Raw genomic sequence first — 26,487 nt, 5'->3', positions numbered from 1 at the left:
TATGCTGGCAACGCTCATCACAGTTGGAGATGAAATCTTAATAGGTCAGATAGTAGATACTAATTCTGCTTGGATGGCACAAGAACTTAATAAAATTGGAGTTCAAGTCAATGAGATAATAACTACTAGTGACGATAAGGATTCTATGATATCCGCTTTCGCGAAAGCGGAATCACAATCAGATATCGTACTCATTACAGGTGGATTGGGTCCTACTAAAGATGACGTGACCAAGCTTACACTGGCTGAGTATTTTGATGACACTCTAGTCAAAAATGAAGAAGTGCTGGAGCATGTCAAGTATTTGTTTGAGCATTATGTCAAAAAGCCGATGGAGGCTTTAAACGAGAATCAAGCACTAGTACCATCAAAAGCAAAATTGCTTAAAAATAGTTACGGGACCGCTCCTGGAATGTGGTTAGAAAGGAATAATACTATATTTATTTCAATGCCTGGAGTTCCTTTTGAAATGAAACACTTGATGAGTGAGCATGTGTTACCTGAAATTAAAAAAATAGGTAACCTACCATTTATTTACCATCGTACTATAATTACTGCTGGAGTAGGAGAGAGCACTATTGCTACTAAAATTGCAGATTGGGAAAATGCTTTACCTATAGATATTAAACTAGCTTATTTACCATCGCTAGGTACTGTAAGGTTAAGATTGTCATGTATAGGAGCGCAAGAAGAAGAAGTTAAACAACGAGTTGATTCACAGGTAGAGCGATTATACGAGCTTATAGGAGATATTGTAGTAGGTGAAGGGAATGATAATTCACTGGCGGTTCAAGTAACCGAATTATTTAAAAAGTCAAGAAAATCATTGTCCACTGCCGAAAGTTGTACCGGTGGTAAAATTGCTAATCTATTGACTGAAATTCCTGGAGCGAGCCAAATATTCAAAGGTAGTACTGTAACATACGCTACTCAGTCCAAGGTTGATGTGTTAGGTGTAGATGCATCTATTATAGAAAAACATTCTGTTGTAAGTGCTCCTGTTGCACAAGCTATGGCAGCTGCAGCTCAGAAGATTTTCAAAAGTGATTATGCAATTGCTACTACCGGAAATGCTGGTCCATCCAAAGGAGATAGTGATGCGCAAGTAGGAACAGTGTTTATAGGAATCGCTACACCAACTAATACCTATGCAATGGAATTTTTTATGGGAAATCATAGAGAACGAGTTGTGCAAAAGTCTGTAAATAAAGCTTTTGAGATGTTACAGCAGGAAATATTAAAAAGCTTGTAAATTATACTTGTGGGATTGAATAAATATTCGTTATTTTGCAGTCCGATTTTAAACACAGATAATCATGTCACGAGTTTGTGAACTTACTGGTAAGAAGGCGATGGTAGGAAACAATGTTTCTCACGCTATGAATAAGACTAAGCGCAAGTTTAACGTTAATCTTTTCAAGAAGAAATTTTATCTACCAGAGGAAGATAAGTGGATTACTTTAAAAGTTTCTGCTAAGGCAATTAAGAATATCAATAAAAAAGGAATTACTCAAGTAGTGAAAGAAGCTCGTGCTGCGGGAATCTTAACTAAGTAATTCATAAAGATTAGATAAGATGGCAAAGAAAGGTAATAGAATACAAGTAATTCTAGAGTGTACTGAGCACAAGGCTACTGGGCAACCTGGAACTTCTCGTTACATCACTACAAAGAATAAAAAGAATACGCCAGATCGTTTAGAGCTTAAAAAGTTCAACCCGATCTTAAAGCGCATGACTGTTCATAAAGAAATTAAATAAGTAAGACATGGCAAAGAAATCAGTAGCGACTCTTCAAACTGGGTCAAAAAGATTAACTAAGGCGATCAAAATGGTTAAATCGCCTAAGACAGGTGCCTATACTTTTGTAAGTGCTATCATGGCACCAGAACAAGTAAACGATTTCTTGAATAAGAAATAAGTTGGTTAGTTAAGATGATGAAGCCCGTATAATGCTAATTATACGGGCTTTTTATGTTTCCTTTTATTAAATATAGATTGCTGTATTTATTGTCAAGCTTACTAGGTAAATTGAATAATCTTTCTTGTCCAAGAATAGTATCCACGTTAGTTTAACGAGTCTCGATCTTTCTTCTTTTCATTAAAGGATTTTTTAAAATCCCTTCTTTTTCTAGAATTTCTATTTGCTTGCTGTTTGCGATTCCAGCCTAAAAAAATGAAGAAAGCAACTACTACAGCTATTATGTAGATCCAGTCTTTTGTATTTGAGAAAAAATCTTCCATTTTTTATTTAGGATTTCTAATGTCGCTTTCAATTAATCCGTCTCTTAAACGTATCACTCGGTGCGCGTGTTCTGCAATGTCTTCCTCATGAGTTACTAGAATAACTGTGTTACCATTAGCATGAATTTCATCAAATAAAGCCATGATTTCAACACTGGTTTTTGAATCTAGATTACCTGTAGGTTCATCAGCTAGAATAATGGAAGGTTTATTTACAAGAGCGCGGGCAACTGCTACTCTTTGTCTTTGTCCACCGGATAACTGATTGGGTTTGTGATCCATTCTATCTTCAAGACCTACACTTTTAAGCACTTCGCTAGCTCGTGCGTGTCTATCTTTTTTAGATTTTCCTGCATACACCATAGGAAGAGCTACGTTGTCAAGAGCTGTGGTACGTGGCAGTAGATTAAAGGTTTGAAAAACAAATCCTATCTCACTATTTCGTATGTCTGCTAGTTGATTGTCATTAAGGCTAGAAACAGCGGTGCCATTTAAAAGGTACTCTCCAGATGTAGGCGTGTCTAAACAACCTAACAAATTCATGAAGGTAGATTTTCCACTACCTGATGGTCCCATAAGGGCGACATAATCACCTTTTTTGATATCTAAATTTATTCCCTTAAGAACGTGAACGGTTTCTTGACCTAGTTTAAAATCACGTATTATATTTTTTACCTCAATGACATTTTCACTCATATGTATTTTTCTTACTGCTAAATATAGGACGTATATAGGAAAATGTTGTTACAAAAATATATGAAAAGATTGCTGTCGCTGTTCTGGTCTTGTCCAGATAAAACCCCATTTGAAAGTGTCAATACTTGCTGTTACTCTAGGATGTTTTTGTAGTGTTTTCCAAGCGGAATTCATGTCTTTTGACCAATTGATATCATCTAATATAAAAATAGTTTGATCATGACTGTATTTTAATAGCTCGTTAAAATAAGCTACGGTAGACGTGCCATCATGATGACCATCTAAGAAGATAAGGTCGTATTTAGGTTTACACTGATCGCTGTGTAGAAATTCTAAAAATTGATTGTTATGAACCTTAACGTTAAGGTGATTTTTAAGTCGTTCACTCGCAAATTGTGAAACTTCTTTTGATCCTTCTACTGTATCTATTAGGGCTTTAGGTTGTGCTGTGGAAAGGGCGTGAGATCCTAGACCCAAGGAAGTACCTAGTTCCAGTGCATTTTCAATCTTGAAATAACGAGCAATTCTAAAAAGAATTTTTGTCTTATTTATTGTGCTACAGTTGTGTCTTAAGATTTCATCCGTTTTCCTAATATTATTCTTAAAAATCCTGCTTCCTGCACCGAAGTCTTCAACTTTTAAAATTTGTTTGTGGTTTTTTACGCTTTCGCGAAAGCGTAAAAGCTCATCGTACTCCTGGTATCTTTTTTTGTCATACAAACATTGATGCTGAAAATCGAAAATAAAAGGAGAATGAATCCCGTGTAAATGAACGGATTTAAGCAAATGAGGAATGTAGTTAAGAAACACCATTAAACTACATCGAACTGATTTCCTCACTTAACTCAAGCCATTCCATCTCTATTTCCTCGAGTTCTTCTTTGATTTTTTCCAATTCAATAGAGTTTGCAGTCATGGATTCTGGAGTGATTTCTGGATCCAAGAAACTGTTTTGTAAACGTTGTTTTTGTTCTTCTAATTTCTTGATCTTGTTTTCTAATCGAGATAGTTGTTTTTGTTGTTCTCGACTAGGTCCTTTTGAATTTTCTGTATTTGATCTAGTTGAGGTCTCTTTTGTAAGGGCAGGTTCACTTTCTTTCTTCTCTTTGTCTAATTCTATATCTGTGGAACCAACATAAGTGCGGAAGTCGCTGTAGTTACCAGGGAAATCTGTTATCGTTCCTGATGGATTGAAAACAAACAGGTGATCAACAATTTTATCCATAAAATATCGATCATGGCTAACAACAAGAATACATCCTGGATAGTCCATAAGAAAATTTTCTAGAACATTCAAGGTAGGTATGTCCAGATCATTTGTAGGTTCATCAAGGATTAGAAAATTAGGGTTTTGAATAAGAATGGTACACAAGTACAATCTTTTACGTTCACCACCAGAAAGTTTTTCTACAAAATCGTGCTTTTTCTTGTTGTCAAACAGGAATCTTTCAAGTAGTTGACTGGCACTTATTATTTTTCCTTTATTCAAGGGAATATACTCGCCATATTCTTTAATCACATCAATAACCTTCTGTCCTGGTTTGATGTTAATACCAGCCTGTGTGTAGTATCCTATTTTTACAGTTTCACCAATAACCACTTTGCCAGAATCAGTAGGAAGATTTCCAGTAAGCATGTTTAAAAAGGTGGATTTTCCTGTTCCGTTTTTTCCAATGATACCTACTCTTTCACCGCGCTTGAAGTTGTAAGAGAATTCGTTAAAAATACGCTTGTCACCAAAGGATTTTGATATTTTATGTAGCTCGACAACCTTGGTGCCTAATCGCTGCATGTTTATCTCTAACTCTACAATGTGATCCTTACGTCTTTTATGAGCTACTTCTTTTATCTTGTAGAAATCGTCAATTCTGCTTTTGGATTTGGTGGTTCTAGCTTTGGGCTGTCTGCGCATCCAATTGAGTTCTTTTTTAAATAACTGCTGAGCTTTTTCTTGAGTAGTTTGTTCTAGATCTAAACGTTCTTGTTTTTTTTCAACATAATACCCGTAGTTTCCTTTATATGTGTACAAATTCCCTTGATCTAGTTCTATAATTTCATTGCACACTCTATCTAAAAAATACCTATCATGAGTTACCATTAAAAGAGTGTAATCTTCTTGTTTAAAAAACTCTTCTAACCATTCTATCATTTCAAGGTCTAGATGGTTAGTTGGTTCATCAAGTATAAGAAGTTGTGGATCTGATAATAAAGCTATGGCCATTGCAACTCGTTTTTTTTGGCCACCGCTCAATTTTTTAATCTTTTGATCTAGGTCATTGAGTTTTAGTTTAGCTAAGATCTGCGTGTATTTGGTTTCAAAATCCCAGGCGTTTGCGGCATCCATTGCATCCATGCACTTCTGAAGATTCTCTGTATCTTCTGGATTTTGAAGGGCTTTCTCGTATTCGTTGGTAATACGAATAGTAGGAATATCGCTTTCTAATATAGCTTGTTCAATAGTGATTTCTCCAGATAAATTAGGTTCTTGTGATAGAAATGCTGTTTTAAGGCCATTTCTATAATTTACTTGACCTTTATCTGGATGTTCTTGTCGAGCAATAATGTTAAGTAATGATGTTTTACCTAGACCATTTTTGGCAACAAACCCTATTTTTTGTCCTTGATTAATCCCTAGTGAAATGTTTTCAAACAATACACGTTCTCCATAGGCTCTCGAAACGTTTTCAACAGTGATGTAATTCATAGGTGTTTATTTGTTGCAAATATAATCTGTATGACACTGCCATTTTTTTAATAACTCTTTTATTGAGCAGTAAAAAGAAGGTTTAAAATATCAACAAAAATGAGCAACTAAAAAAGTGAGTATGAAAGACTAAGGACTTAAATCAAGGTAAAGCGTGAAGTATCTTCGTTAAAAGGTTTGTCAGTTTTTAATAAGGAGTATATTTGTAAAAATAGTGTTAAATCCCAGCTATGCACAGTAAATGCCTATTATTGCTAGTTTTTGTAGTGATTGCAACTGCCTCTTGCGTGCCTATTTCAAAAATTACCTATCTTCAGGAATCAGGAACTAGTAAAAATGATTCTTTAATCGAAGTTAGGCGTGTACAATCCCCTTATCGACTACAAATTAACGATGTTTTATCAATTCAAATAAAGTCAGATAAAGATGTGGATGCAGAACTTATAAGTTCGTTTACTATTTCAAATAATAACCAAAACAATAATCAAAGTAATATTGCCCAACAACCTGGTTCATTGTATTTCAATGGTTATACAATTGATATCCATGGGGATATACGTGTTCCAGAGCTTGGTAAAATAAAAGCAATAGGAATGACGGTGGAAGAATTGCAAGATTACATTACTAAAGAATTAACAGAGAAATACTTCAAACCGGAGGCTAAAATATTTGTAACGGTAAAGTTGGATGGGTTACGATACACAATGGTTGGAGAAGTTACAAATCCTGGTCAAAAACGAATTCTCAGAGAGCAAATAAGTATTGTAGAGGCTATAGCTGATGGTGGTGGAGTGCCGATTACGGGTGATTTAACAGATGTCAAAATCGTAAGACAATACCCAGAAGGAGTTCGCACTCATACACTAGATTTGACAAGATTAGATGTTGTGAATTCACCTTATTACTTTTTAAGACCTAACGATATGATTGTTGTAAATCCATTACCTCAAAAATCAATTGGGACAGGAACAACCGGACTTTCAACTTTTACAACCATATTGAGTGTATTTACGGCCACTGTAGGAACTGTTTTATTAATTAATAGTTTAAGCAACTAATATGTCTGAAGAAGCTAAAGATTTAGATGCCTTATCCGGGATTTTTGATATCAGGCAATTTTTAAACAAGTTAATTAGGCTATGGTGGTTTTTTCTACTTTGTTTAATAATTGGAATTTCCTATGCTTATTATAAAAATCAGTTTATTCAAACCTATTACAGTGCTTCTTCGTTAATAAGTATAAAAGATAATACAAATCCATTATTTACAAGTAATCAAAGCCTCACTTTTAATTGGGGAGGAACGACAGACAAGGTGACCACTGTCATCACAAAATTCAAATCGAGAACACATGCCGAGCGTGTTGTAGATGAATTACAATTTTACATCAATTATATCAAAGAAGGCGAGTATTATAATGTTGACGCTTATAAAGCGACACCTTTCTTTATTTATGCTGATACCGCTAAAGCACAACTCTACGGGAAGAACATTCGTATTAATGTGCTAGATCAGGATAATTTTAAATTAAGCGCTTCTTTTTCAGCAGAAACTTCTTTGGCCTATGATTATACCAATAAAGCACATGAACAGGTAAAAACGCCTATTGGAGAATGGTCACAGCAATTTAAATTTGGTGATAGTATTCAACTACCTTTTCTTAATGTAGTTATTGAAAAGACAAGGGAAGACATACAAACTGGGCAATGGTTATTCAATTTTGGTAATTATTGGGCAACTGTTAAAAAATACAAGGATATCCGTATTATGCAGAAACCTGAAGGGAGTTCTATTCTTGAATTATCCCTATCTGGAACTAATAAAGCCAGGCTCATTGATTATATTAATACAAGTTCTATTGTACTTGAAACAGAAGAATTAGAGCTTAAAAACAAATTTGCGACAGCCACGATACAATACATTGATAGTAGTTTAGTTGCCCAAATTAAGTCGGTTAAAGCGGCTGAGGACGAGCTAGAAGATTTTAAAGGAAAAACTACATTATTAGATGCTCAAGAACAATCTACAGATCTTAACCAAAGATTAACCGATTATGAAAAGCAAGAAACAGGTATCAAAAGACAGCTAGATTACTATGAAAATTTAGAAAATTACTTAAAAAATAAAAGTGACTATACATTAATTCAAGCTCCATCAATTGTTGGAATTGAAGAATCCAGTATTGGTGGCGCCGTTGCAAGATTGGTTAGTTTGTCAGAAGAACGGAAAAAAAGAGAATTTTCAATGCGTACGGACGCACCGGTTTTTCAGCAAATTGATAGGGATATAAATACGGTGAAAGAAGTGATTTTTGAAAACATCAGAAGCTCCAAGTCTTTGTTAAATAGAGATTTGAATGATTTATATTCAAAAATCAATCGAATTGAATCAGAAATTAAAAAATTGCCTAAAGAACAGCAAGCATTTTTACGCAAACAAAGACAATTAGAAATTGAGCAAGATGCTTTCAATATTTTTAAAGCAAAAAAAGCAGAAGCAGAACTGGTAAAAGCAGCCAATGTAAGTGATGTATTTGTTATAGACAAAGCAAGAGACACAGGTGGTGGTGGATCCAGACGTGACGGTAATATCAATTACCTAATTGCCTTGCTCATGGCAGTAGCATTACCCGTTGGGTTAGCTTTTTTTCTTACTGTACTTGATAATTACTTACATGTGCCTAAGGATTTGGAACGCATGTCGAGTGTGCCGTTAATTGGGGTTATCGGTAAAATGAATCACCCAAGTAATCTTGTTGTCAATGATCAGCCTAAATCCACCATTGCAGAAGCCTTTAGAGGAATACGATCTAGTCTACATTTTATGTACAAAGGAGAAGCTTCTCATGGATGTCGGACAATCATGGTAACAAGTAGTGTAAGTGGTGAAGGAAAAACTTTTATGAGTATAAATCTTGCTACGGTTTATGCTATGAGTGGTAAGCGTACCCTGCTTATTGGTCTAGATTTAAGAAAGCCCAAAATTTTTGATGATTTCGGAATAGAGAATACATTAGGTGTCTCTAATTACTTGGTTAATGACGCTAGCTTGGAACAAGTAATTCATAATACTCGAGTTGATAATCTAGATTTAATACTATCGGGTCCTGTACCACCTAACCCAAGTGAGCTTATTTTGAGTGAGCGCGCAGGCAATATGATTGAAGAACTTAAAAAATCTTATGATTATATAATATTGGATACACCTCCATTAGGTCTGGTAGCCGATGCTCTTGAGATCGCTAAACATGCTGATGCTTCTTTGTATATGGTACGTCAAGGATATACAAAAAAGGGTATGATAGAAGTTATAAACGATAAGTACTCCAAAAATGAAATAGAAAATGTGAGTTTTGTTTTTAACTACTACGATGATCGAGGTAAGTACGGTTATGGATATGGTTACGGATATGGATATGGTTACGGATATGGAGCTTATGGTAATGGATATCACATAAACAAAATCAAAAAACCATGGTATAAAAAAATACTGGATTATACGCTTTTGCGAAAGCGTAAATAAAAAAGAGCAACAGTGAAATCTGACAATTGGTTATACGAAATAAAGCCTAAAGGAAAATTTATTGATCTAAATTTAAAAGAGATATGGCGGTACCGTGATTTATTGATTCTTTTTGTTAAACGGGATATTGTTACGGTATATAAACAAACAGTTTTAGGACCACTTTGGTTTTTAATACAGCCATTGTTCACAGGAGTCATTTTTACGTTGGTATTTAATAAACTAGGAGGAATAAATACTTATGGTGTGCCCAGCTTTTTGTTTAATTTATCGGGTATTACACTATGGAGTTATTTTAAAGAATCATTATCTACTACAAGCAAGACCTTCCTAACCAATAGTAGTTTGTTTGGCAAAGTATATTTTCCTAGAGTTATTGCTCCTGCTAGTAAAGTTATATCTGGATTGCTTAAATACATAATTCAGCTAGGTATCTTTTTTGTGTTTTACTTATTCTTTTTATGGAATGGAGAAGATTTACAGTTGGGACCTTATTGGTATTTATTACCAATTCCAGTTTTTAGTGTTGCCATCCTGGGTCTTGGAGTAGGCATGATTTTAAGTAGCTTGACTACCAAATATAGAGATTTAAGTATTTTAATAGATTTTGGTATTCAATTATTAATGTATATCAGTGCTGTTATGTATTCTTTACAGTTTGCCAGTGAACAACTAGGAGAGTATGCTTGGTTAGTAACCTACAATCCACTAGCCCAACTTATTGAGCTTTACCGTAATATGTTACTCAATGTAGGGCAAGATAGTTTGTGGCAACTATTAATTGCGGTTGTTATAAGCATCGCTACCCTTTTTATAGGTCTAGTGATATTTAATCGTACAGAAAAAACTTTTATTGATACTGTATAATGAATCAAAGACTGTACTGGTGGAGTGAATGTTTTATTCAAAAAAAGCCTTATGAGAATTATGGTGACCTCATAGGTGCTTATTTGTTTGGGAAAATCACTGGTGAAAAACCTCTTTTTTATCGTAAAAAAGATAAACCATGGTGGAGACGGCACAAATCATATTACGCTACTTGTGGTAGTATTATAAGCCATTTAGATGAAAAGGCCATAGTTTGGGGTAGTGGGATTATACATCAGGACTCCAAGGTGCCAAAAGCTACTTTTTTGGCAGTAAGAGGTCCGCTCTCGCGCAAGCGTATCTTAGAAAGTCACATAGATTGTCCAACTATTTATGGAGATCCAGCCTTACTCCTATCTCATTATTATAAATCAAAAAAGGTAAAAACAGCTGCTGTGGGAATAATTCCTCATATAAATGATTATCAAAAAATAAAAGAATGGTATAAGAACATTGAAGAAATTAAGGTTATTAATCTAAATACCAATGATGTTGAAAGTACAACCAATGAAATCGTTAGTTGTGAGCGTATCATTTCATCTTCATTACATGGGTTAATTGTGCCCCATAGCTATGGTATACCATCCATGCATGTTGAATTTTCTAAGAATATACATGGAGATGGTATTAAATATTTGGATTATTTTGAAAGTGTTCAATTAGAATCTATGGTTACACCGTTTATCGATACAAAGCAAAAATTAGATAGATTAATTCATCAAACCGTAGGTTTCCATTTGCCGAATAAAGAACTAATAACAAAATTATGTATGGGCCTAATGGATACATGTCCTTTTAAACCCTTAAAGAATGGATGATGTTATTTTAAAAGTAGAAAATCTAAGCAAGCAATATAGACTTGGATTAGTAGGAACGGGTACTTTAAGTCATGATTTAAATAGGTTTTGGCATAAAATACGAGGTAAAGAGAATCCTTATTTAAAAGTCGGTGCGGTTAATGACCGCAGTAAAAAGGCTTCGAGTGATTATGTTTGGGCATTACAGGATATAAATTTTGAAGTAAAACGTGGTGAAGTTTTAGGAATCATTGGTAAAAATGGGGCTGGTAAATCAACCTTACTTAAAATTTTGTCACGGGTTACTGCACCTACTACTGGTAGTATTAAGACAAAAGGTCGAATAGCTAGTTTACTAGAAGTAGGAACAGGAATGCATCCAGAACTTACAGGTAGAGAAAATATCTTTTTAAATGGTGCCATTTTAGGAATGACTAAAGCCGAAATTGCTGGCAAGATTGATGAAATAGTAGAATTTTCTGGTTGTGAAATGTATATAGATACACCAGTAAAACGCTATAGTAGTGGTATGCGAGTGCGTTTAGGATTTGCCGTAGCAGCCTTTTTAGAGCCAGATATTTTAGTAGTAGATGAGGTGCTAGCGGTAGGTGATGCAGAGTTTCAAAAAAAGGCGATAGGTAAGATGCAAGATGTAAGTTCTCAAGGTGGTCGTACGGTACTTTTTGTGAGTCATAACATGACTTCTATTCGAAGCTTATGCTCTAGAGTAGTTGTATTAGAAAATGGAGGAGTTGTTTTTGATGGTGATACGAATACAGGAATTGAAAGGTATTTAGAATCAAACAACGAGAGCAATACAAATATCAATGACAAAAGTGATTTTATAAAAAGTATTTCTTTTATCAAGGATAATAAGGAAGTAGAGCAAATATGTATAGGAGATAGTTTCCAAATTCACGTTGAATTCAAAGACTTTCAGATCACACAAAAAATAGATTATTGTTTTATAGGCTTAGAAGACAATGATAGAAGAGTATTATCGTTAGGTACGCATCATGATGTCAATTTCAACGGAGAAATAAAACCAAATAATACTTTATCGTGTAAGGTTAATAATTTACCTTTAAATCAAGGTGTTTATCGAATCTTATTTGCTGTTGGAACTAATATGCCTAGACAAAATATTGAGGTTTTAGAGAATGTAAGGATGATAAAAATAATCAATAATGATTTTTTCAATAATGGTATAGATGTTTTAAAAAATCAAGGTGATTTAATAATTAAATCTGATTGGAGTATTATTTCCAATCAATAAAATAATCTTATGCTTTCATCTATTGTTAAAGTTATAACCAAAAGAGATTTATCATATAATACAATTGTCAATAGCAATACATATAAGCGTTACTTATACAAAAAGAATAAAAGAAAAAAGCAGTGCTATTTATGGCTTTGTCAAAACTTTTCTTGGTTGTTAAAGGTTTATTACAAATTATCAATTCGTCCAGAAGCAGCTACTAGAGAGGATATTTTGTCGAATTATTCATTAAAATCGAACGAGTTTGTTGTTTTACAGGTAGGAGCAAATGACGGTTTCGATAATGATCCTATTCATAAATTTATTATAAGAGATAATTGGTCGGGAGTTTTAATCGAGCCTCAACAACAAGTTTATGTAAATTACCTAACGAAAACATATTCTAAAATAAAAGGCATAAAGTTAATTAACGCAGCGATAGACAATCAAACTGGAGAAAAAGACATGTATATAATTTCTTTCAGCAAGGACAGATGGGCTACAGGTTTAGCTAGTTTTGGAGAGGAATCAATGAAAAAACTCATTGACTCTGGATATATAGATAAACATGCTAGACTTCAAAATATTCGAACTCCCGAAAAAAAAGATGAATATATTGCAAAGGTTAAGGTTACAACTTATAGCTTTCATGATGTTATCAAGAATAATGACATGAATCATATTGATTTATTACAGATTGATGCCGAAGGTTATGATTTTGAGTTGTTGAAAATGTTCCCATTCGATTTAATCAAGCCAGTTTTTCTAAATTTTGAATTTTCTCATTTAAACGATAATGACAAAAAAGACTGTTATAATTTTTTAAGCTCTATTGGTTATTCTTATTCCAAAATTGGAAATGATTTATTTTGCGAACTACAAAGTTTAAATCATTAAACTGATATGAAAAGAGTTGTAATCGTTCCTACAGATCCATTAAATACTTATGATTTAAAAGGTACTTCAGAAGTGGTCCGACGAGTTTACAATCCTGATAATTACTTTGAAGAAGTAGTAATAGTTTCTCCTTTTGAGAATAAAGATTTTGTTTGGCAAGGTTATAAAGTTTATGCAGCCCCAAAATATGTCGATTTTAAGCAAAAACTAAAATTAATTAATCCTGATTTTGTTCGAGTATACGGATCATATACTAGTTGCACATTTTCAATATTCGCTAGGTTAAGAAAGTATCCTGTAATAGTTAGTATTCATGATGATAGAGATAGTTTCATTCATAGCAGTATAAGATATGCAGATCATATATTTGCTGTAAGCGATTTGTTAAAAAATATCCTTATCAATAAAGGAGTCAACCCTAGTAAAATTAATGTTATTGGTAACAGAATTGATTATGATACCTTTAAACCATTAAAGAATCAAAACCATCTGGATAATTCCACTAGGCATAATCATAAAACAATTTTACATATTGGTAAAAAAACCAAGCAAAAAAATTTAGATAATGTCATACGTGCATTACAATATTTACCAGAAAACGTCTTGTTAAAGGCAGTAGGAGTAGGTGACGATGAAGTTTATATGGATATAGTTAAAGAACTAAACTTAATCGGAAAAGTTCAATTTATTCAAAGCATTCCAAATAATAAGCTGAACAAATTATATAATGAATGCGACGTTTTTTGCGTTCCAAGTAGAAATGAAGGTTTTGGCGTTGTATTCATAGAGGCCGCGGCAGCATGTGCAAAAATCGTTACAAGTGACAAAAAACCAATGAACGATATTTTGCCAAATAAATATAAAAACGTTTTTTTGGTGAAAGACTATGAATCTCCAAGAGCAATTGGAGTTGCATTAAATGAGGCTTTATCACTCTCCAGAATAGAATGCCGGGAAGACGCCTTAGAGTTAAGGTCTATACATAAGAGAAAATATAGTTTTGAAGCAGTAGATAAAAAAGAAATAATGCTATATAGTGAGTTGTTCACTAAACCTAGACAAACTCCTTTTATTTTATTTCTAATGTCATCAATATACTCTTTCAAAGTGAAGTTGGCGAAAAAGTTGAATCAGTTAAATCTTGGCATTTGAAAAAGTTTATAAAAAATATTGTCCAATTCTTCGGTTTCGAAATTTCTAAGTCAGCTTCAAAAAGGAGCGTAAAAATTCCTTATAAAATTCAAGTTATTCAAAGACTTGAAAAGAAGTTTCTTAATTTTAATTATTCTTGTTTAAATCCCAAACAATATGAAATTAACGTTGCTAATTCTAATTTTATAATTTCTACGAAAGAAGAATTTTTTATTTTAAATGAGATTTTTTTTGATGATTGTTATTCTTTTAAATTACCAGAAAAAACTATTGTTTATGATATTGGGATGAATATTGGGATAGCTTCCGTCTATTTTTCAGTTGATTCTAAAATTGATAAAGTTTATTCATTTGAACCAGTATTGGATACATATAACTTAGGAAGGGATAATATCAATAGGAACGCGATAGCAAAAGAGAAATGCACAACTTTTAATATTGGATTAGGAGAAAAGGATAAAGAATTAACATTTAGCTTTAATGAGTCATTTAAAGGTAGTGTAGGATTAGTTCATTCGAGTAATATTGATTCCGAAGAAATCGGAACAAAATCTGTTAAGGTAACTATTAAAGATTCTTATCAAGTTTTACTTCCTTTGGTTGAACAACATAAGTCCAATTTCAAATTATTGAAGATAGATTGTGAAGGTGGTGAGTATGAAATTATTGACAGATTATATGAAACTAAATTGCTTAGTTCTTTTAATATAATTGTTTTAGAGTGGCATGTGAATTCTCCAGATATTGTTATAAATCAGTTAATGGATTCAGGTTTTGTATTACATACATCTTCACAATCTGATAAACTAGGTTTAATTTATGCTTACAGAATAAATGTATAAGGATTTAATATCAATAATTCTACCGGTTTATAATGGTGAGCAATACATTTCAGAATGTATAGATAGTTGTTTGAACCAAACTTATCAAAATTGGGAACTAATTATTGTAAATGATTGTTCAACTGATAATACACCTGTAATTCTGTCAAAATATATTAAGAAGGATCAAAGACTAAAATTGTATAATAACAAGGCCAACTTAAAACTACCAAAGAGTTTAAATTTAGGGCATGAAATGGCGAAAGGAGAATACCTTACATGGATATCTCATGATAACATTCTGAAAAGAAATTTCCTTGAAGAAATGATTGAAGAAATTATCAAATCAAATAGCGATATCGTTTATTCTAATTTTAGTGTTATAAACGGTGATGGGATACTTCAAGAAAAACGTGTGCTCAGTAATTTGAATAATTTTCTATTAGGCAATCCAGTCCAGGCTTCTTTTGTCTATAAAAGAATAGTATACAATCATTTAAATGGATATAAAGACCATCTTTTTTTGATTGAGGATTATGATTTCTGGCTAAGAAGCTCCATTTGCTTTAAAATAAGCCACTTATCAAAAGATTTGTATTTTTTCAGGAAACATAAAGATAGCCTTACAACTAGTATTAAAAAAAATCAAGCTCGTTATAATCTGTTTTCAAATAATTTATCCAGATGCTTTAGTGAATTAAATCTTCATTTGAATGCACATACAATTGAATTTCTTGTTTTACTTCACTCATATAGTGAAATATGGAGTAGAAAAATTAATGTTAATGACATAAAAAACATACATTCTTTCTTTAGAGATATAGAAATCTTTTGTCTGAAAATAAAAATTGACTCTCATCAACAAAAACTGAATATAAAAAAACGAATTAGAGAGATAATATTGTTTAAGGGAAAAGTAGAATTTACTTTATTATTTTACTTAATTATATTTAGACCTAATGCAGTAATTAAGAATAATAAGGATATCCTTAAGCTGGTTAAATCTTATTTTTCTAATGAGTAAATTAATCACAATAGCAATTTGCACTTATAATCGTTGTAGTTACTTAAAAAAGTGTTTACAATCCTTATTGCCACAAGTTAATGACGAGCGAGTTGAAGTTTTGGTAGTTGATAATAACTCAACAGATATCACCTTAAAACTCGTAAGTTTTTTTAAGGAACGATATTCGTTTTTGAAATATGTACACGAACCTATTCAAGGTTTATCTAAGGCAAGGAATACAGCGTTTAAAAGTAGCAAATCCTTATGGATAGCATATCTTGATGATGATGGTATACCTCATTCAGATTATGTTGCTAGATTGTTATATGGGGTGCAAAACTTTGATTTTGATTGCTATGGTGGCACTTATTACGCCTATTATGAAATTAAAAAACCTAAATGGCTGTCAAATAAATTTGGATCAAAACCACCATTACGGAAAGACGTAGGACTAATACAGAGAAGTGAATTATCAGGCGGCATTTTTGTAATAAAAAAAAACGTATTGAATTCCTTAGAAGGTTTTAATCCTAATTACGGTATGAATGGTTTAAAAATGGGTTATGGTGAAGAAAATGAACTTCAAAACAGACTTCTTAGTAAAGGTTATAAATTGGGGTATGATCCTTTTTTAAAAATGGATCACGTCGTGGCTACTTATAAATTAAAATGGACTTGGCATGTGAAAAGAACCTACCAATCGCATAAATACACTACAGATATTTCTTATATTAAATATGATTTGTCGCATACGATAATTACTATTTATCGAGCGTTGAGAAAAAAGATACCTGAAGTATTTAAAAAACTGAGAACAGATTCAAATTATTATAGGCAAAATTTATTCATTGATCTTTCCATACCATTTGCAAGAGCGTTTGGATTGTATAATAATATCAATAAACAATGAATCCTCTTATCTCTGTTATTATTCCAACATACAAAAGGCCTCATTATTTGAGGCAATTATTGAATTCACTTAGGGATCAGTCTTATGAAAATTGGGAATGCATTGTTGTAGACGATGGTAAAAATAATGATACTGAAATTTTAGTTTCCTCATTTGCAAAAACGGACAATAGATTCTCTTATTACAAGAGGCCCGAAAATCATAAAAAAGGCGGTAATGGTGCAAGAAACTATGGTTTGTCAAAAAGCAAAGGAGAATGGGTGCAGTGGTTTGATGATGATGATATAATGCTCAAAGACTATTTATTGAATCGCATTGTCGGTATTGATCAAAACACCTGTTTATCATATTGCACTGGTTTTTATACTAATCAGGAGTTAAACAATCGTCGTCTCATTGAGGTTTTTGATAGTAATAACTTATATAAGGATTATGCTATATGGAATTTAAAATTGTTAACACCTTCAGTTTTGTTCAAGAAATCTTTTTTACTAGAAAAGAACTTAGTATTTAATGAAAATATCTTAAGAGGTCAAGAAACAGAGTTTTTCTGTCGAGCTTTATATAATCTTGATAGGTTAAAATCGAAATTTAGTTCAGAAGGGCTGTTCTTATACCGTCAGCATTCAAAAACCAAAACGAACTCAAATCATCTGAGTTATAGACCGAACTTCACTCCATCTACTATTAAAATTTATATAGATAATTTAAAAAGAGCAATAGAATTAAAAGACTCTGAACTAATAAGATTGTTCTACAGTCGTTGTGTTGCATTGTGGTTTAGGTGTCAAAGATATAAAGATCAAAATCATAGAAATTTACTTAAGAGCAAATTTTTGAAAATTATCGGAGAAAACTATCCGTATCTTAAATGGAGAATTATTCTTGTGTTCTATTTTAGTGAGATAACAGGAACTGCAAGTACTAAACTTTCGAGTTATCTAAAACTAGTTATTAATGAATATACCTAAGGTTATACACTATTGCTGGTTTGGAGATCGCCCTCTTTCTCCTCTTATGAAAAGATGCATTGATACATGGAAAAATCATTGTCCTGATTACGAGATCAAAGAATGGAACTTATCAAATATAGAGTTAGACATTGAGTTCGCACAAAACGCATACAACAAAAAGAAATGGGCATTTCTCGCTGATTATATAAGGTTCAAGGTACTCTATGAGCAAGGAGGAATTTATATGGATACAGATATGTATTTGATTTCATCATTTGATAAGATTTTAAAACATAAATGTATACTAGGTTTTGAGGCCGAGAATTTAATTAATTGTGCATTTATGGCAAGCTATCCTAATCACCAACTTATTAAAGAGTGTCTCAAATATTATCAAGAACCATTTGAAGACTATAAATTTAAATTAGCTATCCCACGTGTGACATCTAGAGCGGTTGCTAGGCTTTACGGATTTGATGAATTTGCCTTAGGCACATATATTTCAAATTCAGAAGTTACGATTTATCCACCTGAAGTTTTTTATCCATATCCCTATAATAAGAATAGGTCTTTAAACCCAAACTTTATTTCTTTTGCTACTGCAAAAACTATAGGAATCCATTTATGGAATAATTCATGGGTGGAATTTGATGAATTTGAGCTTCTCAGACGCAGTTCTTTTGTTGCCTCATTTAAACGAATGATTCGTAATCCTAAAGGAAGCCATTATTCTATTAAATACTGGTCTAAGTATTTAAAAACATTCCTAAAGAGTATCTTTAACTCATGATTTCTGTAGTCATTAGAAATAAAAACGAAGCAGTTTCTCTAGAAAAATTGCTGAAATTATTGCATCAATTTTATGATGAAGATATTGATCAAGTGATTGTGGTAGATAATGAATCAACTGACAATAGCATTAAAATTGCAAATTCATATAACGCACAGGTAACTACCATTAAAGATTTCACTTATGGTAAAGCTATAAATCTAGGTATGAAACAGGCTAGAAATCCGTACGTTCTCCTATTGAGTTCTCATGCCTATCCTTTAGGTGATCGTTTCTTTAAGGATAGTATCTCATTATTAGAACATAATCAATCTATCGCTGCCTTGAGATATATTAATTCATTTGCCGATTATGAACGGTTTATCCATAATAATGGAGTTGTAAAGGAACCTGTTAAATTTGGAACCATGAATGCCTGTGCCATGATTAGAAAATCTGCGTGGGAACAATTTCCTTTTGATGAAAAACTAATGTTTAGTGAGGATAAGAAATGGTCTGAGGAAATTACAGATAACCTTCTCTCTGTTCAGCAGATACGTCACACTTTCTTTTATCATGTACAAAGAAATAGAGGAAATAATCTCACAAGATGGTTTAATGAAACAACCGCTGCTCATATATTAAATAGAAAGGATCCACCTAGTGCATTAAAAGCTATACTTATTTTTATTAAAGCAAATACTGTAGATGCTATTGAGCATTATCTGATAAACTTTGTCACTTCATTTAAACGACTACGATTAAGTTTAACAATGAAACGAATGATTAAGCAATATCATAAAGATGAGTAATACACTAACCATAGTTATTCCTAACCGCTCTCGTAATCTTGATATTATAGAGCGATCTATCAATAGTTTACACCATCAATTAAATGATCAAATAAGTGTGTTTTTAATAGATTATGGTAGTGCTAAAGCATATCAAAAGTCATTGTCTGATTTGATAAAGAACTATCCTAAAATTCACCTAGAATTATTGGGTACTCAAGGTCAACTCTGGAATAAGTCTAGATGCATTAATTACGTATTAAAGAAATCTTCCTCATCACATCTTATGGTCTGTGACATGGATATGATCTGGCATCCACAAGCATTACAAACAATTTTAAATCACCTAGACGATCGAGTATGTTATTATCAAGTAGGTTTTCTTGATGAAGAAACAACGATTAGTTTTAGTTCTTTTGAGAGCGCAAAATCTAAATTTATAAGTAATAAAGAGGCTACGGGAATAAGCGTTTTCCCAAAAAAGGTTTTAATTGAAATCAATGGATTTGACGAATTTTATCACGGTTGGGGTGCGGAGGATACAGATGTACATATAAGATGCAGGAATGCTGGAGTAGAAGTTCGCTTTCACGAAAGTGAAATTCTATTTAAACATCAATGGCACGATAAGGCATATCGTGGTGCCATAGGAACTATGGCCTTTCATGATCAATTAGAACGTATAAATCATGAATACTGCGATATGAACAAAAAACATAGTGTCATAAAAGCCAATACACAGTTTTCTCTGGGTATAATTCCTGAAATACCGTCATCAAATCCTATTCAAATTTCTATCGATAATGCTTACAAGTCCTCTAGAGCTGTTCAAGCGCAATTACCGTCTTTATCGGGAATCGTGGAACTTTCAATTCAACCTAAGAATGTTACCACTTCACAAAAATTAAAAAGCCTAGTAAAATCGGAAAAGGATGTCTATCTAAGCTTCCAAGAGCTACAGAATTTTTGGATAGAATATATTATCATGCAAGCTAGGGATAAAGCCTATGCATTTATGGTAAATCATGATGCGCAAACCTTACGTCTTACCATAGCCTTTTAGGATTGAGATGAAATACTCGCACAACCAAATTAAAAATATCGTTTTAGAGATAGAAAAAATGTTTCCAGTTGATGAGTGGATTGTTCATGGGATTCATATTTGGCCTAATATTCGGTTCCAATTGTATTTTGATTTGTTGAGCGCTAAAAGCAATAGCTTAGAAAGTCCTCATCCAAAAACTTTCAAGAAGCCTTCTTTCATTTGGTTGATTTATGTAAAGCTATCTGACCTGATAAATTATCTATACTTCAAAGCGACCTTAACCCAGAAAGACATTCTGTTTATGGGCTTAAGTATGCATAGAGTTCAGTTTAAAGGCGCACGATATCAACGATTTTTTGATCCTATACTTGAGGATTTTCCTGACATTAAGGCACTTCATTTTGAATTAGATGAATTAAAGAATCCTTATAATAAATCAAGCGTTTCTCTAAGTTTACTTTTAAAAGCCTATTACTGGAAAAATAAATTTTTAAAAACTATAATTGAGAATTCTCAGAATGAAGTAGAGTTACACTTGCCTGATTTTGAAAATTTTGAGACTTATTTAAAAAGTCAGGAGTGGTATCAAAAAGGGTTTACTATTGATAAAACATACTGGATCAACTGGGCTAGAAAGGTGAGGTTTAAATCTCAATTTTTTAATTCTGTTTTAAGAAAAGCTAAACCTCGTCAGCTCATAATGTCGAGTTATTATGGATTTGAAAATACAGCGGCTGCAATTTATGCTGCAAAACAGTTAGGCGTAACTTCCATAGATTTTCAACACGGTCCTCAATCGAACACTCATCTAGCATACAGCTATTGGAGTAAGGTTCCTGCCGCTGGTTTTAATACAATGCCAGATAACTACTGGTGCTGGGATGAAATTTCAGCAAATGATATTAATTTGTGGAACGATAAAAAAGTTGCACAGCCAGCCGGAAACACATGGTTGCAACATACCCTAGGGAATAAAAACTATTCACCAAATACAATTTGTTATAGTCTACAAGTCTTAAATAATGAAAACGTCACTTATTTTTTTAATGAAAATCTAATTAAAGAGATAAAATCTTCACCATATCACTGGGTTTTAAGGCTCCATCCTAGAACGGTATGGGGTGAATTAGAATTAAGGAATTTCCTAAATTCAAATAACATTGAAAATTCAAACTTTGATATTGAAACTGCACAACAGTCGCCTTTAGTAGACACGTTATTAAATGCTCGAGTTCATATTACCAATTTTTCAGGCGTTTTGATAGAGGCTTCTCAATTAGGGATTCCTAACGTTATCATTGATGAAGCGGGAAAGACTATTTTTAATGCTTATCTTAACAACCCAAAGACCGTGTTTATTTCAAAAACAGATCCTGAGTTTTCCTCACGTCTGGATAATTTTTTAAATGATATGAATGTTGATGCTAATCTAAGATTAGGAAAAGTTAGAAATCCATTAGAGATTTTTACGTAATCTATTATTATGAAAATTCTCCTTGTTTCTATGAATTCACTTCACTTCACGCGATGGACAAATCAGTTGCGAGATAGTGGTCATGAGGTGCATTGGTTTAATATACGCAGTGGCGCTATTGATCCACAATTGGATTTTGTAACGCAAAACACAAACTGGCGTTACCGGATCAAAAGGGGAAGAGGTTGGATAAAAAAAGTCCCAGTACTCCATCAATTAAATGAACGACATGTGGAACCGACCTTTAGGAAAGCGTTACAACAAATACAACCTGATATAGTTCACAGTTTTGCATTATACGTTGCTGCTGCACCTATACTTTCAGTAATGTTACAAAATGATATTCCTTGGTTGCTATCCACATGGGGTAGTGATTTGTTTTATTTTCAAAATGATGCTGCTTATTTGAAAGACATCAAAGCGGTATTACCACGTGTGAATTATCTTTTTACCGATTGTAACCGAGATCATGCGCTAGCTAGAAAATATGGTTTTTATGGTAAACACCTAGGAACATTTCCTGGTGGTGGTGGTTTTCCGGTAAAAAAATTACAAAGAAACAGGCAAGAAAACAAGGATCGCAATATTATTCTAGTAAAAGGGAATCATAACAGGTCGGGTCGTAGTAAACAAGTTTTGCAAGCTCTAGAGCAAATAAATGATCAATTATCTGCATGGAAAGTAATAGTCTTTAATGCCATCAATCGTGAAATTAAAGCCTTTGAAGATAGTATAATCCCTAATATCGAAATACATTCTGCTATCCCTCATGAAGAGCTTTTGAAGCTTATGCAAAAGACAGCAATTTACATAGGTAATAGTAATTCTGATGGCATACCTAATACCATGCTCGAGGCTATAATTTGTGGAGCTTTTCCTATACAATCCAATCCTGGTGGCGCAACAGCAGAATGGATCGAGAACGAAAAGAATGGACTATTAATTCATTATTGCGAAAATGTAGAACATATTAAAGGAATTATTATAAAAGCTCTAAAGAACCCTAGGTTAAGACAACAAGCCATTTCCTATAATAACACATATGTTGTGCCTAATTTAGAGAGAGAAATGATTAAAGAACAAGTGCAATCAGCTTATAGTGCTATCTTGCCTTAAAATACCATTTTTATGAAAACCATAGGCTTTATCCCACTAAGAGCAGGATCAAAAGGAATACCTGGAAAAAACAAAAAGAAAATGTTAGGTAGGCCATTATTCTGTTGGTCTTTAGGAGCTGCAATAGCTTCTCAATTAGATGAGGTTTATGTGTATACTGATGATTCAGATATCTTAGACTTTGTTAAACGAGAATACCACTGGACAGATAAAATAAAAGCAGTCAAACGCCTAAGCTCAAACGCCACGGATACTGCCAGTACAGAAAGTGCGATGATCGATTTTATTAGGGATGAAGATCCTGATTTTGATATTATATGTCTGCTACAAGCTACATCTCCATTTACCACTGCCGTAGATATCAACGCTTGTTTACAAGAAATTAAAAACGGCAAGCACAGCGCTATGACAGTGGTGAATACACATCGTTTTATCTGGAGTTCAAATGGTGAGCCTCAAAATTATGATGTGTTTAATAGACCTAGACGTCAGGATTTTGAAGGGCTGTTGATTGAAAATGGAGCTGTATATGTGACTGTGAAAGAGAAGTGGTTTGAGACTAAAAATCGTGTTTCTGGTGAAATTGGTTTAGTTCACATGCACGAGGATTCTTTAACCGAAATTGATAGTAAGTCCGATTGGGATGTTGTAGAATTACTGCTTTCGCGAAAGCTAAAACAAAAAAAGCAAACCCAACCTATAACACACCTAGTACTGGATGTTGATGGCGTGTTTACCGATGGCTGCGTTTATTACGATAGTCAGGGAGAACTCATGAAAAAATTTGACATGAGAGATGGTATGGGATTAGAAATTTTAAGACAAAACGAAGTTGAGGTCATGGTGATGACTTCAGAAGATTCAGACATAGTCGCAAGTAGGATGAAAAAACTTAAAATTGAAAATACGTATTTAGGCGTCAAGGATAAATACAGCCTTTTATCTAGAATCGCTAGCGATAAAGGAATTGCTTTTTCAAATATTGCCTATGTAGGTGATGATGTAAATGATCTGGCAAACATTTGTGCAGCAGGATGGTCTTTTACGCCTCACAATGCAACTAGAGAAGTCAAATCACACGCTGATGTTACTTTATCCAACGATAGTGCATCGGGTGCTATACGTGAGGTATGCGAATTCATCATGAGATACAATAACCGGTTTTAGTGAGCTTAACGAGGTCCAGTTTTATCCAGACTCAAGATTACCTTTAATGTTATTCTAAATACAAAGGCTGTCTAGCGTAGTACTCCTATTTTTGTGTGATTATTAAACGTAAGTTATGAAGCACATTATCTATGATTTTCTTATTGAAAATGGATTTACACCTCAAGTTGCGAGTTATTTAAATATGCTGGCACTTTTGCTTCTATTACTTGTTATAGCCTTAATACTTGACTTCATATTTACCTTAATTTTTAGGAGAATATCCAATGTAGTTGCTACTAGGACTAAAACAAACTTTGATGATATTTTAATCGATAACAAGTTACCTACCTATGCAGCTCATATAGTGCCGTTACTTCTAGTTTATGAAGCTGTCCCTTATATTTTTACAGATTTTGACTATGTGTCCAATCTAGCTGAAAAATCGATCAGAATACTAGGTATCTTACTTAGTCTATTCATCATTAAAAGCTTTTTGTTATCCATAAGGAATTACCTTAAAACTATTGATCGTTATAAAAATAAGCCTATATATAGCTACATACAGGTTTTTATGATTGTGGCCTGGTTGCTTGCGATTTTCTCCATTTTTGCAACAATAACGGGAGTTTCTTTTTGGAAATTCATAACCGGACTAGGTGCGGCATCAGCAATTATAATTTTGGTTTTTAGAGATAGTATTTTAGGATTTGTTGCCAGTATTCAAGTTACTGTGAACGACATGGTGCGTATAGGCGACTGGATAACCTTTGAAAAATACGGTGCCGATGGTGATGTAATAGAAATTACCCTAGCCACAGTAAAAGTTCAAAATTGGGATAAAACTATTACCACTATTCCTACCTATGCCTTGATTTCAGATTCGTTTAAAAACTGGCGAGGAATGACAGCATCTGGAGGAAGAAGGATTAAGCGATCTGTAATTATTAAAGCGTCCACAATTAAGTTTTTAACTCCTATAGAAATTCAAAAATTAAAGGATATTCAGTTAATTACGGATTATCTGGAACAAAGGGACGAAATCATCAATACACACAATGAACAAAATCAAATTAATAAAGAGGCATTAATTAACGGCCGTAACATGACCAATTTTGGTGTATTTAGAAAGTACCTACAAACTTATATTGAGAACCACTCGGCGGTTCATAAAGATATGACTTATATGGTCAGACAACTAGAACAAACACCACATGGAATACCGTTAGAAATATATTGTTTCAGTAAAGATCAACGATGGGTCAATTATGAATATATAATGGGAGATATTTTTGATCACGTTCTTGCGTCGGTAAAATTCTTTGATTTAGAGGTTTATGAATATCATACCACTACTGACCAACTCAAATAACCAAAAACTTACCTCAATTTGAGAAATATACTTTCTAAATAATCACATTTCCTTACCTTGCGATAGTTAATTTTCTCCTAATGAACTATCACAAACCCTATATAATTGCAGAGATTGGATGTAATCATAAAGGTGATATGGAAATCGCCAAAGAACTTATAAAAGTTGCTGCAATTTTTTGTAAAGCCGATGCAGTTAAATTTCAAAAAAGAAATAACAAAGAATTATTAACTGAAGAGCAATATAACGCACCACATCCCAACCCTATCAATAGTTATGGTGATACCTATGGAGCACATAGAGAATATCTAGAATTCAACGTGCAGCAGCACCAGGAATTGATGGATTACTGTGACGAAATGGGAATTACTTACAGTACTAGTGTTTGGGATACAAGTAGCGCACAAGAAATATCCTCGTTGAATCCTGAGTTTATAAAGATTCCAAGTGCTTGTAATAATCATTTTGAAATGCTAGAATGGTTGTGTGAGCATTATAAGGGTGAAATACACTGTTCTACAGGAATGACAACACCCGATGAAATAGAACAACTAGTGCAATTCTTTGAGCGTAAAGGTCGTGCCCAAGATCTCGTACTATACAATTGTACTAGTGGATATCCAGTACCTTTTGAAGACATTTGTTTGTTGGATATTATTACACTTAGAGAAAAATATCAAAGCAGGATAAAACAAATTGGATTCTCTGGTCATCATTTAGGCATAGCTGCCGATGTTGCTGCCTATACATTGGGTGCTCCCATAGTAGAACGTCACTATACACTGGATCGCACCTGGAAAGGTACAGATCACAGTGCCTCATTAGAGCCTAATGGTTTGCGTAAATTAGCGAGAGATTTAAGAGCTGTACACAAGGCATTGACTCATAAATCACAAGATATATTGCCTATTGAACAAGTTCAACGGGATAAACTGAAATATAGAAAGTAA

At 33.2% G+C, this 26,487-nt stretch carries 27 protein-coding genes; 23 read left to right on the top strand and 4 right to left on the bottom strand.

The genetic code is table 11. The features are described 5' to 3' along the window. Position 1 precedes the first annotated feature (1 nt). The 4 genes from BST91_RS08100 to BST91_RS08085 all read left to right on the top strand — a co-directional run bounded on the left by BST91_RS08100 (position 2) and on the right by BST91_RS08085 (position 1,918). Entirely contained in the window at positions 2-1,252 is a 1,251-nt protein-coding gene (locus BST91_RS08100) for a CinA family nicotinamide mononucleotide deamidase-related protein (protein WP_085775085.1), read from the top strand. A gap of 64 nt (positions 1,253-1,316) precedes the next feature. Then, positions 1,317-1,556, top strand: a complete 240-nt coding sequence (gene rpmB, locus BST91_RS08095) for a 50S ribosomal protein L28 (RefSeq protein ID WP_042277739.1) — start codon at positions 1,317-1,319, stop codon at positions 1,554-1,556. 19 nt (positions 1,557-1,575) lie between these two features. After that, the gene (gene rpmG, locus BST91_RS08090) at positions 1,576-1,758 is read left to right on the top strand and encodes a 50S ribosomal protein L33 (protein WP_042277742.1); all 183 of its coding nucleotides are present in this window, start codon (positions 1,576-1,578) and stop codon (positions 1,756-1,758) included. Positions 1,759-1,765: 7 nt separating this feature from the next. Then, positions 1,766-1,918, top strand: coding sequence for a DUF4295 domain-containing protein (locus BST91_RS08085; RefSeq protein ID WP_082586952.1), 153 nt, complete (start codon positions 1,766-1,768; stop codon positions 1,916-1,918). Positions 1,919-2,064: 146 nt separating this feature from the next. Here BST91_RS08085 and BST91_RS13090 read toward each other — a convergent pair whose 3' ends face one another. The 4 genes from BST91_RS13090 to BST91_RS08070 form a co-directional block, all read right to left on the bottom strand. Further along, positions 2,065-2,241, bottom strand: a complete 177-nt coding sequence (locus tag BST91_RS13090; RefSeq protein ID WP_157539265.1) for a hypothetical protein — start codon at positions 2,239-2,241, stop codon at positions 2,065-2,067. Between the two features lie 3 nt (positions 2,242-2,244). Beyond that, positions 2,245-2,937 (bottom strand): ABC transporter ATP-binding protein, encoded by a 693-nt coding sequence (locus BST91_RS08080; protein ID WP_042277744.1) that lies wholly within the window; start codon positions 2,935-2,937, stop codon positions 2,245-2,247. Positions 2,938-2,985: 48 nt separating this feature from the next. Beyond that, the gene (locus BST91_RS08075; RefSeq protein WP_211280391.1) at positions 2,986-3,657 is read right to left on the bottom strand and encodes an O-methyltransferase; all 672 of its coding nucleotides are present in this window, start codon (positions 3,655-3,657) and stop codon (positions 2,986-2,988) included. A 97-nt stretch (positions 3,658-3,754) separates the two neighbouring features. Next, positions 3,755-5,641 (bottom strand): ABC-F family ATP-binding cassette domain-containing protein, encoded by a 1,887-nt coding sequence (locus BST91_RS08070; RefSeq protein WP_085775083.1) that lies wholly within the window; start codon positions 5,639-5,641, stop codon positions 3,755-3,757. 230 nt (positions 5,642-5,871) lie between these two features. Here BST91_RS08070 and BST91_RS08065 point away from each other — a divergent pair, with 230 nt between their 5' ends. From BST91_RS08065 to BST91_RS07975, 19 genes are all read left to right on the top strand, one after another. Beyond that, positions 5,872-6,699: a polysaccharide biosynthesis/export family protein gene (locus BST91_RS08065; RefSeq protein ID WP_085775082.1), complete on the top strand. Its 828-nt coding sequence runs from the start codon at positions 5,872-5,874 to the stop codon at positions 6,697-6,699. A 1-nt stretch (position 6,700) separates the two neighbouring features. Beyond that, a complete protein-coding gene (locus tag BST91_RS08060) occupies positions 6,701-9,163 on the top strand; it encodes a polysaccharide biosynthesis tyrosine autokinase (RefSeq protein WP_085775081.1) in 2,463 nt (820 codons plus the stop codon). Positions 9,164-9,175: 12 nt separating this feature from the next. Then, positions 9,176-10,030, top strand: coding sequence for an ABC transporter permease (locus BST91_RS08055; RefSeq protein WP_042277753.1), 855 nt, complete (start codon positions 9,176-9,178; stop codon positions 10,028-10,030). Continuing rightward, positions 10,030-10,848, top strand: a complete 819-nt coding sequence (locus BST91_RS08050; protein ID WP_085775080.1) for a polysaccharide pyruvyl transferase family protein — start codon at positions 10,030-10,032, stop codon at positions 10,846-10,848. Before BST91_RS08055 ends, BST91_RS08050 begins: the two co-directional genes overlap by 1 nt. Further along, positions 10,841-12,103 (top strand): ABC transporter ATP-binding protein, encoded by a 1,263-nt coding sequence (locus BST91_RS08045; RefSeq protein ID WP_085775079.1) that lies wholly within the window; start codon positions 10,841-10,843, stop codon positions 12,101-12,103. The genes BST91_RS08050 and BST91_RS08045 overlap by 8 nt, the downstream gene beginning before the upstream one ends. Before the next feature lie 9 nt (positions 12,104-12,112). Continuing rightward, positions 12,113-12,982 carry an FkbM family methyltransferase gene (locus tag BST91_RS08040; RefSeq protein WP_085775078.1) on the top strand — a complete coding sequence of 290 codons (870 nt, stop codon included), beginning with the start codon at positions 12,113-12,115 and terminating at the stop codon, positions 12,980-12,982. 6 nt (positions 12,983-12,988) lie between these two features. Continuing rightward, positions 12,989-14,134, top strand: a complete 1,146-nt coding sequence (locus BST91_RS08035) for a glycosyltransferase family 4 protein (RefSeq protein ID WP_085775077.1) — start codon at positions 12,989-12,991, stop codon at positions 14,132-14,134. Beyond that, positions 14,131-14,976: an FkbM family methyltransferase gene (locus tag BST91_RS08030; protein WP_085775076.1), complete on the top strand. Its 846-nt coding sequence runs from the start codon at positions 14,131-14,133 to the stop codon at positions 14,974-14,976. The genes BST91_RS08035 and BST91_RS08030 overlap by 4 nt, the downstream gene beginning before the upstream one ends. Further along, positions 14,969-15,979, top strand: coding sequence for a glycosyltransferase family 2 protein (locus tag BST91_RS08025; protein ID WP_085775075.1), 1,011 nt, complete (start codon positions 14,969-14,971; stop codon positions 15,977-15,979). The genes BST91_RS08030 and BST91_RS08025 overlap by 8 nt, the downstream gene beginning before the upstream one ends. Continuing rightward, positions 15,972-16,871: a glycosyltransferase family 2 protein gene (locus tag BST91_RS08020; RefSeq protein ID WP_085775074.1), complete on the top strand. Its 900-nt coding sequence runs from the start codon at positions 15,972-15,974 to the stop codon at positions 16,869-16,871. The genes BST91_RS08025 and BST91_RS08020 overlap by 8 nt, the downstream gene beginning before the upstream one ends. Continuing rightward, on the top strand, positions 16,868-17,842 hold the full coding sequence (locus BST91_RS08015) for a glycosyltransferase family 2 protein (protein WP_085775073.1): 975 nt from the start codon (positions 16,868-16,870) through the stop codon (positions 17,840-17,842). Before BST91_RS08020 ends, BST91_RS08015 begins: the two co-directional genes overlap by 4 nt. Beyond that, the gene (locus BST91_RS08010) at positions 17,829-18,614 is read left to right on the top strand and encodes a glycosyltransferase (RefSeq protein ID WP_085775072.1); all 786 of its coding nucleotides are present in this window, start codon (positions 17,829-17,831) and stop codon (positions 18,612-18,614) included. The genes BST91_RS08015 and BST91_RS08010 overlap by 14 nt, the downstream gene beginning before the upstream one ends. Beyond that, on the top strand, positions 18,611-19,405 hold the full coding sequence (locus BST91_RS08005; RefSeq protein ID WP_085775071.1) for a glycosyltransferase family 2 protein: 795 nt from the start codon (positions 18,611-18,613) through the stop codon (positions 19,403-19,405). Before BST91_RS08010 ends, BST91_RS08005 begins: the two co-directional genes overlap by 4 nt. After that, positions 19,398-20,447: a glycosyltransferase family 2 protein gene (locus BST91_RS08000; protein WP_085775070.1), complete on the top strand. Its 1,050-nt coding sequence runs from the start codon at positions 19,398-19,400 to the stop codon at positions 20,445-20,447. The genes BST91_RS08005 and BST91_RS08000 overlap by 8 nt, the downstream gene beginning before the upstream one ends. A gap of 295 nt (positions 20,448-20,742) precedes the next feature. Then, on the top strand, positions 20,743-21,903 hold the full coding sequence (locus BST91_RS07995) for a hypothetical protein (RefSeq protein ID WP_157546927.1): 1,161 nt from the start codon (positions 20,743-20,745) through the stop codon (positions 21,901-21,903). A 9-nt stretch (positions 21,904-21,912) separates the two neighbouring features. After that, a complete protein-coding gene (locus BST91_RS07990; RefSeq protein ID WP_085775068.1) occupies positions 21,913-23,019 on the top strand; it encodes a glycosyltransferase in 1,107 nt (368 codons plus the stop codon). 12 nt (positions 23,020-23,031) lie between these two features. Further along, on the top strand, positions 23,032-24,186 hold the full coding sequence (locus tag BST91_RS07985) for an acylneuraminate cytidylyltransferase (RefSeq protein ID WP_085775067.1): 1,155 nt from the start codon (positions 23,032-23,034) through the stop codon (positions 24,184-24,186). A gap of 115 nt (positions 24,187-24,301) precedes the next feature. Further along, positions 24,302-25,537 (top strand): mechanosensitive ion channel family protein, encoded by a 1,236-nt coding sequence (locus BST91_RS07980; protein WP_085775066.1) that lies wholly within the window; start codon positions 24,302-24,304, stop codon positions 25,535-25,537. 80 nt (positions 25,538-25,617) lie between these two features. Next, a complete protein-coding gene (locus BST91_RS07975; RefSeq protein WP_085775065.1) occupies positions 25,618-26,487 on the top strand; it encodes an N-acetylneuraminate synthase family protein in 870 nt (289 codons plus the stop codon).

Source organism: Nonlabens tegetincola (genome assembly GCF_002117085.1).
GTDB classification, from domain to species: domain Bacteria; phylum Bacteroidota; class Bacteroidia; order Flavobacteriales; family Flavobacteriaceae; genus Nonlabens; species Nonlabens tegetincola.
This window is presented reverse-complemented; position numbering and strand designations above follow the sequence as displayed.